Genomic DNA, 17,808 nt, shown 5'->3' with positions numbered 1-17,808 from the left:
TCCATTATTCCGCTGCGTCATTTGCCTTGAACTTGAACCCGTGACAACGCTCTGAATCCTGCATCTTGAAGTCACTTTGGTATAGTATGCGAGAAACAAAATCATAACGGTTGGCAACGTTTCACGATCAAAAAAGCCAGCTTCAAAGCTGGCTTTCAATATAAAGGTTAGAACAAAGTCATCTTACTCTTCGTCATCTTCTTCGTCGTAGATGGCATCTTCACCTTCGTAATATGTGCCCCAACCATCGTAGATGATGTCGTACTTCTCTGCTAAATGAACAAGCTTTTCAACTTGCTCATCGATCGCTTCTGGGTTTAACGCTGACTCCATGGTCGCGTCACAGCAAAGTAGCTTATTGCCATCTTCATCTTCAGTTTCTTCTGCTTCTAGAACTTCGAAGCCCATCTTGAAGGCTTCAACAACCGCCTTCTCTAGAGTTGCAAAATCTTCGGCAAATAGGTGGTGTTCGATCTCATATAAGGCATCTGGATCACTGCCGTCTTCAAGTAATGCTTGAATGATATCGCGAGTCTCTTCCTTTTGAATCTCAATTAATTCTTCTACTGATAGATATTCATCTTCGTGAGACATAGTGTTTCTCCAGAGTGGCTAGAAATGATCATTTATGTTGGCTCGGAATATGGCACGGATCTTAATGAAATGCCACAAAGAATCGCTCCACTCGGTGATCTTTCTTACACCACCCTAGATCCCGCCACTTTGCTTAGATCACAGAAACAAAAATTTAACATTAAATCAAACTCTATGCGAATCAGAACAAAGCTCGGTGGGCCCAAGCAGAGTCAACATTAGCAATATGAATCATCATTGACCCATGCTGCATAGCTTATTCTTACCACAATTGAATAAACATGAAGAAGAAGCGCCATTTTCAATTTCATTGTGCATAGCTATGCCTGCTTATCAGAACTAGAATCGATTTTGATCATTAGGCTTTTCGCATATTCAAGCACTTCATATCTTGTTATTCCCAGACGCCACTTTGGAATTTAAATGAACAATTACATCAATACACAAACGTTAAAACCATAGAAATGACATATGACAGATTAAGTTGCTAAAATATTAACTTGCAAGTTTATAACAAGCTTGTCATAAATAACGGCTGGAAAAGATGTAAGGATACAAAATGAATAAGCTGTACGTCGGGTCTGAAGTAGGCCAACTAAGACGAGTATTATTAAATCGACCTGAGCGAGCGCTCACCCACCTCACGCCATCAAACTGCCATGAGCTACTGTTTGATGACGTACTGGCTGTTGAAGCAGCAGGGGAAGAGCACGATGCATTTGCGAAAACGCTAACCGAGCAAGGGGTCGAAGTACTGCTTCTTCATGATTTATTGGTAGAGACATTGGAAGTCGCTGAAGCGCGAGCTTGGCTTCTTAACAACCAAATCTCTGACTTCCGTTACGGACCAACCTTTGCCAAAGACCTTCGTACCTATCTTGCAGAAATGGACAATGAACACCTAGCGACGGTACTTCTTGGTGGCCTTGCCTATTCCGAGTTGCCAATCAAGTCCTCCTCAATGCTTCCTAAGATGCATCGACCTCTAGATTTCGTGATTGAGCCTCTACCTAACCACCTGTTCACACGTGATACTTCGTGTTGGGTATACGGCGGCGTTTCACTTAACCCGATGATGAAACCGGCTCGTCAAAGAGAAACTAACCACTTACGCGCTATCTATCGCTGGCATCCGGTTTTTGCAGGTCAGGACTTCATTAAATACTTTGGCGACGAAGACCTTCATTATGATAACGCCAACATCGAAGGTGGCGATGTGTTAGTCATCGGTAAAGGTGCAGTTCTGATTGGGATTTCAGAACGTACCACACCGCAGGGAGTCGAGAACTTGGCTGCTAATCTGTTCAAGCATGGTCAAGCAAAAGAAGTGATTGCGGTTGATTTGCCTAAGCATCGCTCGTGTATGCATTTAGATACGGTGATGACGCACATGGATATTGATACCTTCTCTGTGTATCCAGAAATCATGCGTAAAGACCTCGATACTTGGAGCCTAACGCCTAAAAGCGATGGCGACATGAAGGTTGAAAAGGTTCCAAGTTACATTCACGCTATCGAGAATGCACTGGAACTGGATTACTTGAAAATCATCACAACCGGCGGCGATAGCTACGAAGCCGAACGTGAACAGTGGAATGATGCCAACAACGTTCTGACTGTGAAGCCAGGAGTCGTCATTGGTTACGAACGAAATGTATACACCAACGAGAAATACGACAAAGCAGGCATTGAGGTTCTAACCATTCCGGGTAATGAGCTGGGCCGAGGCCGTGGTGGCGCTCGCTGTATGAGTTGCCCAATTGAAAGAGACGGTATCTAAAAAGGCTTAGACTTTCCGAATATAGCTTGGCACTCATACAAAAAAGCTGCGTTCAACGCAGCTTTTTTATTGGATTATGAAGGGGGTTAGTCGGTACCACCAACAGTTAACGCGTCGAGCTTCAATGTTGGCTGGCCAACACCGACAGGAACACTCTGCCCAGCTTTACCACACACGCCGACACCACGGTCCAGACTTAGGTCGTTGCCCACCATAGAGACTTGCTGCATCGCTTCAATACCTGAACCGATCAAAGTCGCCCCCTTAACTGGATGAGTGATCTTACCGTTTTCGATCATGTAAGCTTCTGATGCAGAGAATACAAACTTACCCGACGTGATATCCACCTGACCACCACCAAAGTTAGGTGCGTAAAGGCCCTTCTTCACCGTCGAAATGATCTCTTCTGGCGAGTGTTGACCTGGCAACATGTAAGTGTTTGTCATACGCGGCATAGGAAGGTGTGCATAGGACTCACGACGACCATTACCCGTTGGGTTAACACCCATCAAGCGAGCATTCAATTTATCTTGCATGTAACCTTTAAGGACGCCGTTTTCAATCAGTGTATTGTACTGACCAGAAACACCTTCATCGTCCACATTCAGTGATCCACGAAGATCTTTCAATGTGCCATCATCAACGATCGTACAAAGATCTGATGTTACCTTCTGACCAACTTTTCCTGAGAATACCGACGACTCTTTACGGTTAAAGTCACCTTCAAGACCATGCCCAACGGCTTCATGCAGCAATACGCCCGGCCAACCAGAACCTAACACCACTGGCATTGTGCCAGCTGGTGCAGCAACAGATTCAAGGTTCACTAAAGCTTGGCGAATCGCCTCATCGGCATATTGGAAAGCCACTTTACGGCCATCTTGCTCTGAGATAAAGAAGTCGTAGTCAAATCGACCACCACCACCTGAGCTGCCTCGCTCACGGCGATCGCCTTTTTGGGCAAGCACACTAATCGACAAACGAACCAGCGGTCGAATGTCTCCAGCGTAAGTACCATCGGTCGCCGCCACCAGCATCTGCTCGTGCACGCCACTCAAACTTACCGATACTTCTTGAATCAGAGGCTCTTTAGTTCGGATGTAAGCATCAAGCTCTTTCAGAAGCTCTGTTTTTTGCTGCTTCTTCCAACTTTGCAACGGGTTAGTTGCAGCGTAGTAACTTTGATTTTCATTGCGTTTAAACGCTTGTACACGGCCATTTTGGCCTTGCTGCGCAATACCACGCGCGGCAATCGCACTTTGCTTCAGACCTTCAAGTTGAATTTGGTCTGAATACGCGAAACCGGTTTTTTCTCCCGTCACCGCACGAACGCCGACTCCACAATCGATGTTAAACGAACCGTCCTTAATGATGCTGTCTTCTAGCACCAATGACTCATGCCAGCTCGACTGAAAATAAATATCAGCGTAATCAATTTGGCGTGTTGCGATACTTTCTAGCGTGTTAGCGATATCATGCTCGCTCAGTCCCGCTGGTTTAAGTAGTGCATCTTCAATGCGATTAATGGTCATAGTGTGCTCGTATTATTGTCTTTTAAACTTGTTTTCAAACCTTGCGTGTTGGGCAACAGGCATGGCACTTCGAATTTGTTGAATTTGGGCTAATTCTATTTCCGCAATAAAACTAACCGCTTCTTGTTGAGTGCTCACGGTCACTTCACCCCAAGGCGTGATTACCATCGAGTGTCCCCACGTTTGGCGCCCGCATGGATGGGTGCCCGCTTGATTAACCGCGACAACCCAACACTGCGTCTCTATGGCCCGAGCTCTTAGCAAGGTTTCCCAGTGGCTTGCCCTGTCACAGCAGTAAACGCCGCAGGCACAATGATAATCTGCGCACCCTTTTGCACCAGTTCAGAATACAAATGGGGGAATCTTACATCATAACAAATGCTAAGGCCCAAGCGTCCAAAAGGAGAATCGACGACAACGCTTTCATCGCCTGCATTAAATATAGCTGACTCTCGATACTGCTTGTGGCTATCGGCCACATCAACATCGAACATGTGCAGCTTATCGTAATGAGCCTGTCTCTCGCCATTAGAGTCAAACACTAAGCACGTTGTCGATACGCCTTGCTCCGTCAATATAGCATGCTGCCCACAATCAACCAAACCTTATGCTGCTTAGCAAGATTAGAAAGACGCTGCTGTATCAAACCACAGCCTAACTTTTCAGCATGCCTATGGTAATCAGACTTCGAGCCGAACACGATAGCATTCTCGGGAGTCACAATCCAACGAGCACCCTGCGATGCTAAGCGCTCGATTTGCTGCTCTATGTAATCAAGGTTGTCATCTGGGTTGGCCCCAGAGGTCATTTGAATTATTCCAATGCGATCCATGCATCTATCCTCATTTCAGCCCATTATCTAAGTTCAGCCCATTTTAGTTAGCTTGTTCTCTAAACTTCTCTGGCAGTTCATACTCGCCCCGACTACGTGAGAGCTCCCTCACCGTAGGAGAATCCAGTGGACCAATTACCTGATAATTTACTTGAGTAAAGACTTCTACCACCGGTGAAATTACGGTTGTGATGGCTAATACGTATAAAGCGGTTTGCGGCGTCACCGCAAAGGCTGTCAGAACAGGAATACCTGAGGTAATATCGGGTACAAAGTTAACTTCTGCATCCACGGTCTGTGTATTCAAGTCAGCAAGGCCTTTAATTGTCATCTCACCCGCAACCGCGTCCATCTTAATATCGTTAGTGACAAACACGCCATTTTGCATCTTGCCGCTACCCGTAATGGAGTTAAACGCCATCCCTTTGTCAAAGACATCAGTAAAGTCGAGCTGCATTTTGCGGATGATAGAATCTAGACTGAACAAACCAAGAAGACGAGCCGCGCCGCTCACATCGGATATCACGCCTTTACCAAACTTAGTATTAGCCGTACCGTTTAACGTTTCGGTTTGCATCGACCAAGGTGCGCCATCCCAACTTGCATCGGCATTGAACTCAAAGGATGCGCGCTGAATCCCGGCTTGAATACCAAATCGCTCCATCAGCTCACTGTTATTGTCACCCTCAACACTAATGCTGAACTCACTATGCTGAGCTCATCCTCAAGCGCCCATTCTCCTTGTACAGAAACCTTATTACTCCCACTAACAAAGGTCATGTCTTCCCACACGAGCTTGTTGCCACGTCGCTGAAGATCCATGTTTGCTTGACCTACTTTATATCCTTGTAGCCAAAAATCGTCGATCCGTACCGTCAGGTTTGGTAAATGCTGATGGAAATGACGATCAAAGTCAGAGATCAATGGTTCTTCTTTGTCTAATGTATCTAGGAATGACTTTTCACCAAGATCCGTTTTGGAGTCTTCTAAGTTCAAGTGCAGTCGTTCAAGAGAGACGGTTAGGTCATAAGGCTCAATGTAGTTTGCTTCACCTTTTGCTTCTTGGCTATCGAGTTCCATATGCCAGCCCAACGCCTTTTTGCGCGCTGAGAAATCCACATCATTCCAAGTTATCCCACCTAAAATGACTTCTTTTGCATCAATATCAACACGCTTAGGTGATGGGATCGTCGGTGTGTTCATCTGATCTAACGCAGCTTTTCTCGTAGGGACAGGCTGGTTAACAAACTCTATCCACGCATCTAAATCAAATGAGTTAGATCGCACCTGCATTTGGTGTCCAACCACTGGGCTTATCTTGAAGCTGCCATTACCTAAGATGAGATTCGTTGCTTTCAACACAGGCGTATCTGGGCGAATATCGATTTCCGCTTGGTATTTTGCTTGTGGCAACTCCAGTCGAGCAGTGATCGTTTCTTGGTTACCTGAAGCTTGCAGCTTCAACTGCCCTTCGGTCCCCACTTCTCGCTTAAGCGGCGCTGGGTAATCACTACTTAGCGTTTTAAGGTCAGTGACCAAATCCACTTGGTAGGTAAAGCCGACATCATTAAGCTGGATATCCACCCCTGTTTGCCATTGAGCATGACCACCTAAGCGGCTTAACCAACGCTCACCAACATAGGGATAGAGCGGCTCGACTTCCCAATCACCTAACACATCAATCGCTACTGCATAACCTGAACCCGCATTCTCACCCGCAAAATCGATCGACACTGGCTGTTCGAGTAAGTTCGCTTCTAAGCCTGCCGCGGTAACAACATCATTATCAAACTCTATTCGGCCACTTACAGATTCCAGCGTCATTGGCGGTGTTTCAATTTCTACATGATTACTGTTTAGATCAGCGTACCCCCAAGCTCGCGCCTCGCGGTCATCAAACGGGATAAACAATTGAAACTCAGAACTGACGTCACCACTCACTTGAACGGCTGTAAGCGCGGCACCAACTGAATCTACCAGTGGAGAGGAGGTCATATAATCGCGAACTGCATTCCCTTTCGCCTTTGCTTTGGCCTCTATTTCAATGTGACCATCACCCGAAAGCTCAGGAATACGCCCTGTAATTCGCTGGCCTTGCACATCCATCAAAGTGGCATCGTGCGAGTCCAAATACATCGCATCATTTTGGAACAGAAGATCAAGTTGTAGATCAGTAATCGGTGGCCACGCGGTATCAAAGCTAAACTTTGCGTCTTTCAAACCAACCCAAGCTTGGAACATGCCGTTGTTATCATGGTAAGGGAAATTACCTAACTCTCCGTACCAAATGAGCTTGGAAGTATTAACGCGACCCGCTTGAATCGCCGTAGATAAATAGTCTGTTAAACTCCGACCAAGTGCCAAAGTCGGTAAATATCGCCAAGTTTCACTCGCGTTATAGAGATCCGCTTCCGCGTAGAAAGATAAGAATGGACTTTTGTCTTTAGGAAAATCTAAACGAAACGCGCCAAGCACTTGCAAATCTGGCGTAGCAGCAGTGACCTTATCCGCCCACAAAGACCAATCGTCTCCATCCTTTTGCCAAACAATATCGACTTGGGCTTGCTTCATATTCAATGGCGCTTGGAACACATCACCATAAGGAAGCACATCATCAATCAAAGAAACGGAGGCCACCGCTTGATCGGCGCGACCATGAATATTCGCAGAAAGGTGATGAATACCCGGAAGCAGCTCCCATTGAGCAATAGTGCCGCGAGATAGGTCTGCAGAGTATCTTAATGACTCAATATCACTTCCCATCGAAACGCGAAGGTCTTCAATCAGACCGCCGAGTTTAAGTGTATCAAGCATTTCAGACGTAGCTTCTGATTCAGGAATGAGCTTCACTATAGGCGTTAAAGCGGCAATGTCTAATTGAGAGACATTTAAACGCCATTGATCTGGTTGCCAATCAAATGCGACATCTAAAGATGGCCATGGCGTATCATCGGTTCTCACTTGAAGTGAGTGACCATTTACTTTCCATCCCCAAGCATAGGCTCAACTGAAACACGCCTGACTCGATAATTAAGTCATGTTTCTCTTCTTCAACCCAACTCAACTCTGACGGGTCCAATTCTACATAAGCATTGGTTGGCCGGTTATTCTGTAGTGTCACCCAACTGTTAAAGCTGACTTGGCCACTTTCAATACCCATCTCTTCTTTTAGGTACTTAGTTAACCAAGGTGTGACGCGAAGGTTTTGTGCTGAGACGTAAAACTCACCAGAGATATCGGTTAACGAACCATTGTCTACAAAATTAGCGCTTACTGACAAAGAGTTGAGGTTAGCATCCGCAATGCTCACAATACCTTCAGCTAAATGGCGACGACCGAAGTTACGCCACTGTAGACGACTAATGTCGAGCTCACGTATTCCGCCATCGACCGCTTGGTAAACCAAACGAGAATCGAAAACCGAAAAGTCATCAAGTTGGCGTAGAAACAGATTATTTATCCGTTCAACCGTGTTTTGATCGCTCGGACTGGCTTGTTGCGACTCTTCATTACTCCGTGCAACGGCCAACCAATCAATAGAACTGATATCGAGCTTTAAACCGTGAATGGAGAGATCAGCAACCACAGGTTGCATCTGAAGTATGGAGTGAATCAGGTCAAATTCAATATCGATTTGAGCGGCTGACAGGTGCATTTCTGACTGTTCGGGAGCACCGGCTTGCATTCCAATCAGTGAAAGGGATGGATGAGTGTTTCGCCAAAAACCACTCACCTGCTCTATTTGAAACTCAAACCCACTGTTTTTGTTAACCCAATACTGAATTTCCGGTTGAAAACGATCGAGCTGCGGAAGCATTACGCGCAATGAGGTAACAACACAGGCCAATAAGACCAATATTGTTACCAACAGCCATAAGATGGTTCGCATAACGCGAGTAAAACTAACGCTCACTGTTCAACCAATTACATCATTACTACATCAAACTGCTCTTGCACATACAGCGCTTCAGCCTGAATTCTAACTTGCTTACCAATGAAGACTTCAAGCTCTGCCAACGCGTGAGACTCGTCGCCTTCTAACGTTTCAGCCACTGCGGGTGCTGCATAAACAACAAACTTATCGGCATCGTAAGCTCTATTCACACGAGTAATTTCTCGCAGGATTTCAAAGCACACCGTTTCTACCGTCTTCACGCTGCCACGCCCTTCACAAGTTGGACAAGTAGAACACAGCACATGTTCAATACTTTCTCGCGTGCGTTTGCGCGTCATCTCGACTAAGCCAAGATTAGTAAAGCCATTGATGTTGGTTTTAACGCGATCTTTATCAAGAGCTGCCTCTAAAGAAGTAAGTACACGCTTACGGTGCTCTTCAGAGTTCATGTCAATAAAGTCGATAATGATAATGCCGCCAAGGTTTCGTAGCCGTAGCTGTCTCGCAATGGCTTGCGTAGCTTCAATGTTGGTGTTGAAGATAGTTTCTTCAAGGTTACGACGCCCAACGAATGCACCTGTGTTGATGTCGACGGTGGTCATGGCTTCTGTCTGATCGATGATCAGATAGCCGCCCGACTTAAGCTCGACCTTACGATCAAGAGAACGCTGAATTTCATTTTCAGTGTCGTACATGTCGAAGATTGGCTTATCACCTTCATACAGCTCCAGCTTTTCAGTCAGCTCCGGCACATATTCAGAGGTAAATTCGGCAAGGTTTTCAAACTCTAAACGTGAGTCGACCATGATTTTGTTTAGCTCAGTACCAACAAAGTCACGAAGAATGCGCTGCGCTAAGCCAAGCTCACCGTATAACGTCGATTTGGTTTTGTACTTAGAGCGGCGTTCAATGATTTTCGACCATAAACGCTTTAGGAAAGCGGCATCTTGAGAAAGCTCTTTTTCGTCCGCCCCCTCTGCTGCAGTACGAATAATGAAGCCACCGTGTTCATCACAGTAGTGAGATACGACCTTCTTTAAGCGGTTACGTTCTTTCTCACTTTCAATACGCTGAGAGACGCTACGTGTCCAGCTCCCGGCATAAACACTAAATAGCGCGACGGCAGAGTAATATCAGTAGTTAAGCGAGCACCTTTTGTTCCGAGTGGATCTTTCACCACTTGAACCACAATGTCTTGCCCCTGACGAACCAGCTCTGAGATGTCTCTCACTTGAAACTGCTGCTTCTCATTTTCTGCAACACATTCCGTGTGGGGAACAATATCCGACGCATGCAAAAATGCGGCTTTATCTAAACCGATATCGACAAATGCAGCCTGCATTCCGGGTAAAACGCGACTCACTTTACCTTTGTAGATGTTTCCAACGATTCCACGTTTTGCTTCGCGCTCAACATGTATTTCTTGAAGGACGCCCCCTTCAATCATGGCCACACGAGTTTCACTCGGGGTCACGTTTAACAGCAACTCTGCACTCATGAGCGCACCTCAAAATTTAAAATTATAAAAATTCTTGCAGTAGCTGGTCAGTTTCAAATAAAGGTAGGCCAACAACCGCGTAGTAGCTGCCTTCAATGCGGGTAACAAAACGCCCACCTAAACCTTGTATTCCGTAACTGCCAGCCTTATCGCATGGTTCGCCTGACTGCCAATATTGTTCTATTTCTTCATCAGACAGTGGCTTAAACCACACATCAGTTGTCACCACAACTGAGCTTACTTTGTTCTTTGTTGCTACCGTCACCGCCGTCATCACTTGATGACGTTGACCCGACAGCTGTTGCAGCATCTGCTTGGAGTGAGCAAAGTCTCTCGGTTTTTCTAAAACCGTCTCACCTTGCACAACGATGGTATCGGACCCGATGACAATGCTATCCGCTTGTTCACTCGCTGAAGATCGCGCACTCAAAACTGCCAATGCTTTATCTCTGGATAGACGCTCAACGTATTGACGCGGTGATTCACTCTCATTTCTTTGCTCTTCGATATCACTCACTTCAATATCAAAGTCGTAGCCTAGCTGAGCCAAAAGCTCCTTACGACGAGGCGACCCAGAAGCTAACACAATCTTTTTATTCATTTACTACAACTCTCGCAGTCTAGTTCAAGCAGGCCTAATTGGATGCTGTTGTCACTGACAATAAGCTACTTCACATGCCACTGACGTCTTACTCGGCGCATCAATAAGAATAGCCAAGGCCAGAGGATGCAGTTAATTAAACCACTCCATAAAGCCAATGGATTAAATGTCACATCTTGAATCAGATATTCACCGCCGAAAATCAGCACCTCAAGTAGCACTGAAAGCAGGCCTATGATGACGCTTGCTGCCAAAGTGCCATGTTTCGCAGTACCAAAAAGTTCAGTGCAACCAAGTAGATGACGATAGACATCATCATACCGCGAATACCTAAGGTTGAACCGAGGAGCAAATCCCAAAGCAGACCAACAATCAAAGCACTGCCCACATTGACGCGATGTGGCAACGCCAATACCCAATAACAGGTCACCAGCAACAACCAAGATGGTCTTAAAACATCAAAAATACCCGGCCAAGGGATGGTTTGAAGTACCAATGCAATGAGAAAAGAGCAACCAATCGCAATGCGGCTTTGTAAAATCCTACTCGCCATCACTTTCCCCTTGTTCTAATTGTTCAGGGTCTGCCAATAGGACCTTCTCTTGACGCGACTCGTTTGGCCAGATGAGTAGCAAGTAACGTAATCGTTCAAAATCCACCACAGGATCGGCTTCAATAGCCGCAAACTCACGTTGCGTATCGTGCTCCACTGACGAAACATGAGCGACTGGATACCCTTCCGGGTAAACACCACCAAGGCCAGAGGTAACAAGCAAGTCACCTTCTTGAATATCAGTACTGGTTGGGATGTGTTCTAGCTGAATCTTATCGACCTGACCATTACCCGATGCAATCACGCGAATATCATTTCGAATCACTTGAACCGGAATCGCACTGTTACTGTCTGTCAGTAGCAAGACTCGACTGTTGTGAGCGGCAACAAACGTCACTTGACCAACAATACCTTTGTCGTTAATGACCGGTTGCCCCACATAAACACCATCGATTCTGCCTTTATCGATCACAACTTGATGGCGGTATGGAGAGGTATCAACAGCCATCACTTCCGTCACTACTTTCTTTTCATCACGGACGAATGACGAACCTAAAAGTTTACGTAAGCGTTGGTTTTCTTCTTGATACTGCTCAAGCAAAATCATGTCGCTCTTTAAACGAAGTACTTCTCGCTTCAAGCTACGACTATTTTCCATTAGCTGCTGACGACTGTGAAAACGCTCATAGAAGCCATCGAACATAGTTCGTGGCAAATCGGCTGCGTATTGGATTGGGGCTACAAGACTGTTCAATAAATAGCGAACATTTGAAAACGCACCTAAACGACTATCAGCCAGCATAAGGCTGGCTGATAGAATAACCGCTAGGAATAGGCGAAATTGAAGTGAAGGTCCTGTGCCAAAAATTGGCTTCATTCTATCGAGATCCTAAAATCCATTGGCTGAAGTAAACGACATTAAAGCCGAAAAACTTGAGTAAAATTACTCTTCGCTAAATAGATCGCCACCGTGCATGTCGATCATCTCAAGCGCTTTACCACCGCCAAGAGCAACACACGTTAGTGGATCTTCAGCTACAACGACAGGAATACCCGTTTCTTCGGTTAGTAGACGATCAAGATCTTTAAGTAGCGCACCACCACCAGTCAGCACCATACCATTTTCTGAAATATCAGAAGCGAGCTCTGGTGGACACTGCTCAAGTGCAACCATCACAGCGGACACAATGCCGGTCAACGGTTCTTGAAGCGCTTCTAAGATCTCATTAGAGTTTAGACTAAAGCTGCGTGGTACACCTTCCGCTAAGTTACGGCCGCGAACTTCAATCTCTTGAACTTCATCACCCGGGTAAGCTGAGCCGATTTCATGCTTGATTTTTTCAGCCGTCGCTTCACCAATCAAGCTACCGTAGTTACGACGTACATAGTTAATGATCGCTTCATCGAAACGGTCACCACCAATACGTACTGAAGATGAATAAACCACACCATTGAGTGAGATAACCGCAACTTCGGTCGTACCACCACCGATATCCACAACCATAGAACCTGTTGGCTCAGATACACGCAGGCCTGCACCGATTGCTGCCGCCATTGGCTCATCAATGAGGTACACTTCACGTGCACCCGCACCTAAAGCAGATTCTCGAATTGCACGACGTTCAACCTGAGTAGAACCACAAGGAACACAAACCAAAACACGTGGGCTTGGTTTTAGAACGCTGTTGTCATGAACTTGCTTAATGAAGTGCTGAAGCATTTTTTCAGTCACGTAGAAATCGGCAATTACGCCATCTTTCATTGGACGAATAGCAGAAATGTTACCAGGTGTACGACCTAGCATCTGTTTCGCTGCATGCCCAACTGCAGCTACGCTTTTTCCAGCGCGTGCGCGGTCTTGGCGAATAGCAACAACGGAAGGTTCGTCTAGGACGATACCTTGTCCTTTAACGTAAATAAGAGTGTTGGCAGTACCTAAATCGATCGATAGGTCATTTGAAAACATGCCACGAAGTTTTTTGAACATATTCTTCGCTCGTCCTGCAAGAATTAGAAGATAAAAATTGCACTAAATGTACCAATGCCTTGCCATCACAGCAAGGCATTGAAGCGTAAAGATGGACTGAAATCCGCATTTTCTAACAGATTCCTAACTTACCACCAATAATTTACAGAAATTATTGCCCGGTCAATCCAGATTCACCACGGAAAATCACTTTATCGTTTCCTCGATGGATCCCAAAGGTCACCACGGCTGAAGGATCTTCCTCATCGGAGTCTGAACCGTCCCAATTGTAGCGAAGCCAAGGCAGTTCATTATCTCCAGTGGTACACGAGTCGCTCTCGCCATTCTCACCCGCACTGCTGTCCAACGTTAACCAAAAACGAATTTGCTCGCGAGCGGCATCGGTTTGGCTCGCCACTAGATCATTAGATTCACCAAAGCTCACTGTATCTGAACCACCTAAAGCGGCATTGTTAGTGTGATCAGAACGAATAACCTGATAGCAGTGACGACTACCATCAAATCCAGTTGAAGAGTCATCTGTATTGGACAAGAAGCGACTGCCATTCCAATACTCTACCGCCAGTGGAACCGTTATATTGGTATCTTCTATTCCTCCAAGATCTTCCAGTACGATTCTGCCAAAGCGGATATCTGGCTGCTCAGAGAGTCGCTGCCCATCTGTTGTATAATTTATTGGATCATCTGACATACCCGAAACGGAAATTAGTGAATCTTCAATGTTTTCATCAGAATTGAATGGACCATCTTCAACAAAGTCAGTACGTTTTTTCCAACAAACTCCCGTTGAACATTCGCTCGAAGAACCAAAGCTAAATGTGCCAACCGAACGAGTGCCATCACGCACATCCCAGTCTTCGCCTGTCATATTCGGAGCATTAAAACGGGATCCAAATTCCGTACTATCTTCAAATAAATTAAAAGACGCTCGTATTCCTAAATTATCTTTATCGTATTCATCATGGGCATAGTTTTGCAGTTCGGGAGTAATGGAGCTCCCGCTAAACGCTTCAACCTCGAACTCTACGCCATCAAACGGCTGCCCCATATAAACAAATGTTCCAGGAGAATTCGGATACGTCCAAGTCGTGCTTATTACGGTAAATAGCGCTGGATAAAACCGACCAAAGTTGCGGTAACCTTGGTTGATATCCATGCCGAAGTAGCTCGACTCGGTATCCGCTTGAAGTTGAATACTGCCAACCTCATCCCACGCTAAGTTAGAGTAATCATAATAATCTCCGGCGCTGGATTTGTTATCATGGTCTTTCTCCAACACCCCCGAAAGATTACCATCACTCCCCCTGATGGGGTATCTACTGCGTGGCTCATCACAACCTTCGCAGTCGGCGCACTGGTCATAAAAAAGTTTTGAGTAACCGTTTCACCACACAGATTTGTCGTATCAATCGGTCCTGAAATAGCTCCAGAGCCGTCCCAAACTATCGGCACCACTTGAACATCGAACTGCTCTCCAGAGGCGAGATAACCATTTCCTCCCGTCGCAGTGCCTGCAATAGTTGTATCATCTTCACTGCTACAAAGTGCAAAGGTCCACGGGCGAGATTGGATCTCCTGGCTACCCGTTGAAGTTTCGCAAAGCTGACCACCTTCACCGTCATCGATACAGTAATCACTTGAGAGCGAGTAAGAAATTTGACCAGATTCTGGATATCTAATTTGAGACTCAGCAACAACTTCACCACTCACCACTTTAAACTCCAACGTGGTTGTCGTGGTGCTATTTTCAGACACATCTACCCAAACGTCACTGTGGTTTAAAAGTGACAAAGAGGCTTTATTGTCTGGGTTACTAGGCAAGCTGTAGCTCAGATTGGACAACGCCACATCGGTTACACCCTCGTATTTAGTGGAGCTAATTGGACTTCCCCCACTGCTACACTCTAGCGGACGAATTTCAATGTCTTCTGGATGATTAGCAATAACTCCCAGAGGGGATGGCGTGATATCCAGTAAGTAAGGAACAAACTCATAGCTTGCCGTATCTTCGACCGTATCTGAACTAGGCGTTGTATAGGCACGAACCGATGCTGTTTTAACCTCGGTAGAATTAACGTCAAAAGTTGCAACTCCGGATACTGCATTTGTACTGCCTACTTGAGTGCCATCAACTTCAAAGTAAACTGTGCCACCATAGGAGGTATCGACGCTGCCATTTTTGTAGATGGTTGCTGTGGCTTCTACAACTTCACACGTCAATGAAATATCGATTGATGGGGTTAGGCGAAGTTCGTAGTCATCTGAGGGCGGAGGGGTTAAACAAGCCCCCTCTCCAATAATTTGCGAGCCTGAGACATTAAAAATCAGATTATTAGATGTTGCAGCGCCTCGAAGAACACTCTTATTTGTGAATTCCAGGGTATCTGCTAAAACTTGGGCAATAATGTCATTGTTATCTTGGGTTCTAAACGTAATAGACGCTTGAGGCCCATAAATGATCAAATCTCTTGTACTATCTACATCGGTGAATGGCACCGCATTAGATTGGGAGTAACTACTGACAATATTTAGAACAACCCCCGTTTCTGTGGACATTGTTGCTCCAGTACCGCTGTAATTAAAAGTGCCGAAAGTATAACTGGAGTTTGCATTGAAATAGTTATTCACAGCGCCATCAGATAAATATGATTCAATGCTGACGCCATAGTCACCAGTCTTGGCCGCAAATTCAACAGTAATTTCCCCACCATATGCACTCACTCTCAAAGACAGCATAGAATCCAAAATAGTGAGAGTTTTAATTCCTCCGGCTTCATTTGTTTCACACTCTTCAACTTCATCACACACGGTAGAAAAGTTTGAGTTATCTACGATAAGCTCCAATGTTCCCCAATCTGGTGTCAAATTGATAGGAACAGAGACAAGAGGTGGTGAGCCTCCCACGCTAAGGACACAATCTTTTTCGCCTTCAGATGTAATACAACTTTCAGTTAAATGATATTCACTATTTGCATTTTCTGTTCCCTCAAAAGGAACACCTAAAGTGTCACCATCGAGGTAGTTTAGTTCATAGTCAGCTGACCAACCTTCTATAGTGATTCCACTACTTCGTAAGTTCAGCTGACCTAGTGCTTTCCAGCTTTGTGCAGGCTCAGGGAAATATTCACAGTAATCGATATCCAGCCTTTTTTGCTCAAATGCAAAGTAACCAAGCTCTTCTTGTAAATGGCCACGATTACTGAAGTCTTCGTCAATAACGAAGCTGACTTGATTGCTATCTTTTATCTCACAACGTCTTGTCCAACCGCCATGACCACCTCGACGCTCTTGCTTTTTACCTATAATACCATCTACTCGATCTAGACCAACATCGGCATAACCTTTGGTACAAGCATCATTCATCGGGTCATTCCCCGTTTGACTGGGATTTCTAAAGCCACGCTGGAACTCAACGTTATAATTGCCGACTTGCAGAGCAGACACAGCTTCTGTCGCAATGAACGCTATCTTCTCTTCAACGTAATTATGATCATCATCTTTTGATGCAGAAAGCTCAAAAAACAGGCGAACAGACGAGCTATCAGTCCGGCCTAACTTGCCAGAGGTCATCCATTTATCGCCATTGTTACGTGTTTGAAGTTGATGAAGTACAACAGGACTAGAGAGAGAATCATTGAACCCGAAGTCAGAGTAATTCACTTCAGCAGAAGAGCCTGAATCAGATTTAGAATTTTCGGCGTCTGTATTAACGTAACCAGCTACAACGGTATGACCATTGAAATCTGCGACTCCTGGTTCGATGATGAGATAACTGACCTCAGTAATAGCAACATCGTTGTCCATTTCAGATAAATCGACGGTGTCTTTTGTTATTTGAACTGATGTAGAATCTGCCGTAACGTCTGACGAGATATACAACGTTGCGGGTTTGTCTTCATCTGGTTCGACGGTGTCGATTGTTGGCATAACGAAAACGAGTGGTGCTATCGTATAATCTTGAGTGAATGGAATGGTACAGCTAGTCCCATTGGTTAAGTTACATTGGGCCGTACCAAATTCATAAAGTGCGTTCAACGAGTAATCTGGAATTTCGCCTGGTGGTTCAAGCCCCTCCGAACACGATAACTCTTCAATATCATCACCATCGACTTTAATATTCACTGAATTCAAAGAAGATAAGTCTGCGGTTTCTTCAGAAATATACTGCCAAGAACCACTACTCCAAAGATAGTAAGTTACCAAACCTGTTTTGTTGCCAGCAGCCTCGTAAGTAAGTAAAAGCTTGTAGTCCCCATCCTCCTCTATTTCAGGACCAGCTTTGATAACATACTCCGATTCATTCTCAACAGATGGATCATCGGTCCAAAGTGCTATTTGCTCCTGCTTACCACCTCCAACACCCTTGTCAACCCAAACTGTTTCTTCTAAGTCTGCATCGTTAATCTCAAAATATACCGAGAAATCACTATTCGAATTCAATACTCCGCAAGTATCCTCATCAAAATCTGCTGCATATAAAAAGCCAGAATAGATAAAGGATACGAAAAAGAGAGATAAATATTTTAGATGATACAT

The 17,808-nt window shown here is 45.2% G+C and carries 8 protein-coding genes and 4 pseudogenes; 1 reads left to right on the top strand and 11 read right to left on the bottom strand.

What is annotated here, in order from left to right:
- Nucleotides 1-183: 183 nt before the first annotated feature.
- Entirely contained in the window at nucleotides 184-594 is a 411-nt protein-coding gene (rraB, locus tag UA76_RS14385) for a ribonuclease E inhibitor RraB (RefSeq protein WP_047047457.1), read from the bottom strand.
- 559 nt (nucleotides 595-1,153) lie between these two features.
- Here rraB and arcA point away from each other — a divergent pair.
- On the top strand, nucleotides 1,154-2,374 hold the full coding sequence (gene arcA / locus UA76_RS14375) for an arginine deiminase (protein WP_047047452.1): 1,221 nt from the start codon (nucleotides 1,154-1,156) through the stop codon (nucleotides 2,372-2,374).
- 86 nt (nucleotides 2,375-2,460) lie between these two features.
- Here arcA and tldD read toward each other — a convergent pair whose 3' ends face one another.
- From tldD to UA76_RS14330, 10 genes and pseudogenes are all read right to left on the bottom strand, one after another.
- The gene (gene tldD, locus UA76_RS14370) at nucleotides 2,461-3,906 is read right to left on the bottom strand and encodes a metalloprotease TldD (protein WP_047047450.1); all 1,446 of its coding nucleotides are present in this window, start codon (nucleotides 3,904-3,906) and stop codon (nucleotides 2,461-2,463) included.
- Nucleotides 3,907-3,918: 12 nt separating this feature from the next.
- Nucleotides 3,919-4,738 (bottom strand): annotated as a pseudogene (locus tag UA76_RS14365) (carbon-nitrogen hydrolase family protein).
- Between the two features lie 43 nt (nucleotides 4,739-4,781).
- Nucleotides 4,782-8,651, bottom strand: a pseudogene (locus UA76_RS14360) (YhdP family protein).
- Between the two features lie 11 nt (nucleotides 8,652-8,662).
- A pseudogene (rng, locus tag UA76_RS14355) lies at nucleotides 8,663-10,131 on the bottom strand (ribonuclease G).
- Between the two features lie 22 nt (nucleotides 10,132-10,153).
- A complete protein-coding gene (locus UA76_RS14350) occupies nucleotides 10,154-10,732 on the bottom strand; it encodes a Maf family protein (RefSeq protein ID WP_047047448.1) in 579 nt (192 codons plus the stop codon).
- Between the two features lie 65 nt (nucleotides 10,733-10,797).
- Nucleotides 10,798-11,285, bottom strand: a pseudogene (mreD, locus tag UA76_RS14345) (rod shape-determining protein MreD).
- Nucleotides 11,275-12,162: a rod shape-determining protein MreC gene (gene mreC, locus UA76_RS14340; protein WP_047047444.1), complete on the bottom strand. Its 888-nt coding sequence runs from the start codon at nucleotides 12,160-12,162 to the stop codon at nucleotides 11,275-11,277. Before mreC ends, mreD begins: the two are co-directional and overlap by 11 nt.
- Nucleotides 12,163-12,228: 66 nt before the next feature.
- A complete protein-coding gene (locus tag UA76_RS14335) occupies nucleotides 12,229-13,272 on the bottom strand; it encodes a rod shape-determining protein (protein ID WP_047047440.1) in 1,044 nt (347 codons plus the stop codon).
- Between the two features lie 151 nt (nucleotides 13,273-13,423).
- A complete protein-coding gene (locus UA76_RS22535) occupies nucleotides 13,424-14,551 on the bottom strand; it encodes a DUF6701 domain-containing protein (protein ID WP_052772057.1) in 1,128 nt (375 codons plus the stop codon).
- Nucleotides 14,488-17,808 (bottom strand): DUF6701 domain-containing protein, encoded by a 3,321-nt coding sequence (locus tag UA76_RS14330; protein WP_052772056.1) that lies wholly within the window; start codon nucleotides 17,806-17,808, stop codon nucleotides 14,488-14,490. The genes UA76_RS22535 and UA76_RS14330 overlap by 64 nt, the downstream gene beginning before the upstream one ends.

Source organism: Vibrio mexicanus (genome assembly GCF_001012815.1).
GTDB classification, from domain to species: Bacteria; Pseudomonadota; Gammaproteobacteria; order Enterobacterales; family Vibrionaceae; genus Vibrio; species Vibrio mexicanus.
Note: the sequence above shows the minus strand (reverse complement) of the source record. Positions and strands in the feature narration are given on the sequence as shown.

Coding starts and splice junctions, on each gene's coding strand:
- rraB (WP_047047457.1), bottom strand. CDS start 594: ATGTCTCACGAAGATGAATATCTATCAGTAGAAGAATTAATTGAGATT.
- arcA (WP_047047452.1), top strand. CDS start 1,154: ATGAATAAGCTGTACGTCGGGTCTGAAGTAGGCCAACTAAGACGAGTA.
- tldD (WP_047047450.1), bottom strand. CDS start 3,906: ATGACCATTAATCGCATTGAAGATGCACTACTTAAACCAGCGGGACTG.
- UA76_RS14350 (WP_047047448.1), bottom strand. CDS start 10,732: ATGAATAAAAAGATTGTGTTAGCTTCTGGGTCGCCTCGTCGTAAGGAG.
- mreC (WP_047047444.1), bottom strand. CDS start 12,162: ATGAAGCCAATTTTTGGCACAGGACCTTCACTTCAATTTCGCCTATTC.
- UA76_RS14335 (WP_047047440.1), bottom strand. CDS start 13,272: ATGTTCAAAAAACTTCGTGGCATGTTTTCAAATGACCTATCGATCGAT.
- UA76_RS14330 (WP_052772056.1), bottom strand. CDS start 17,808: ATGTATCATCTAAAATATTTATCTCTCTTTTTCGTATCCTTTATCTAT.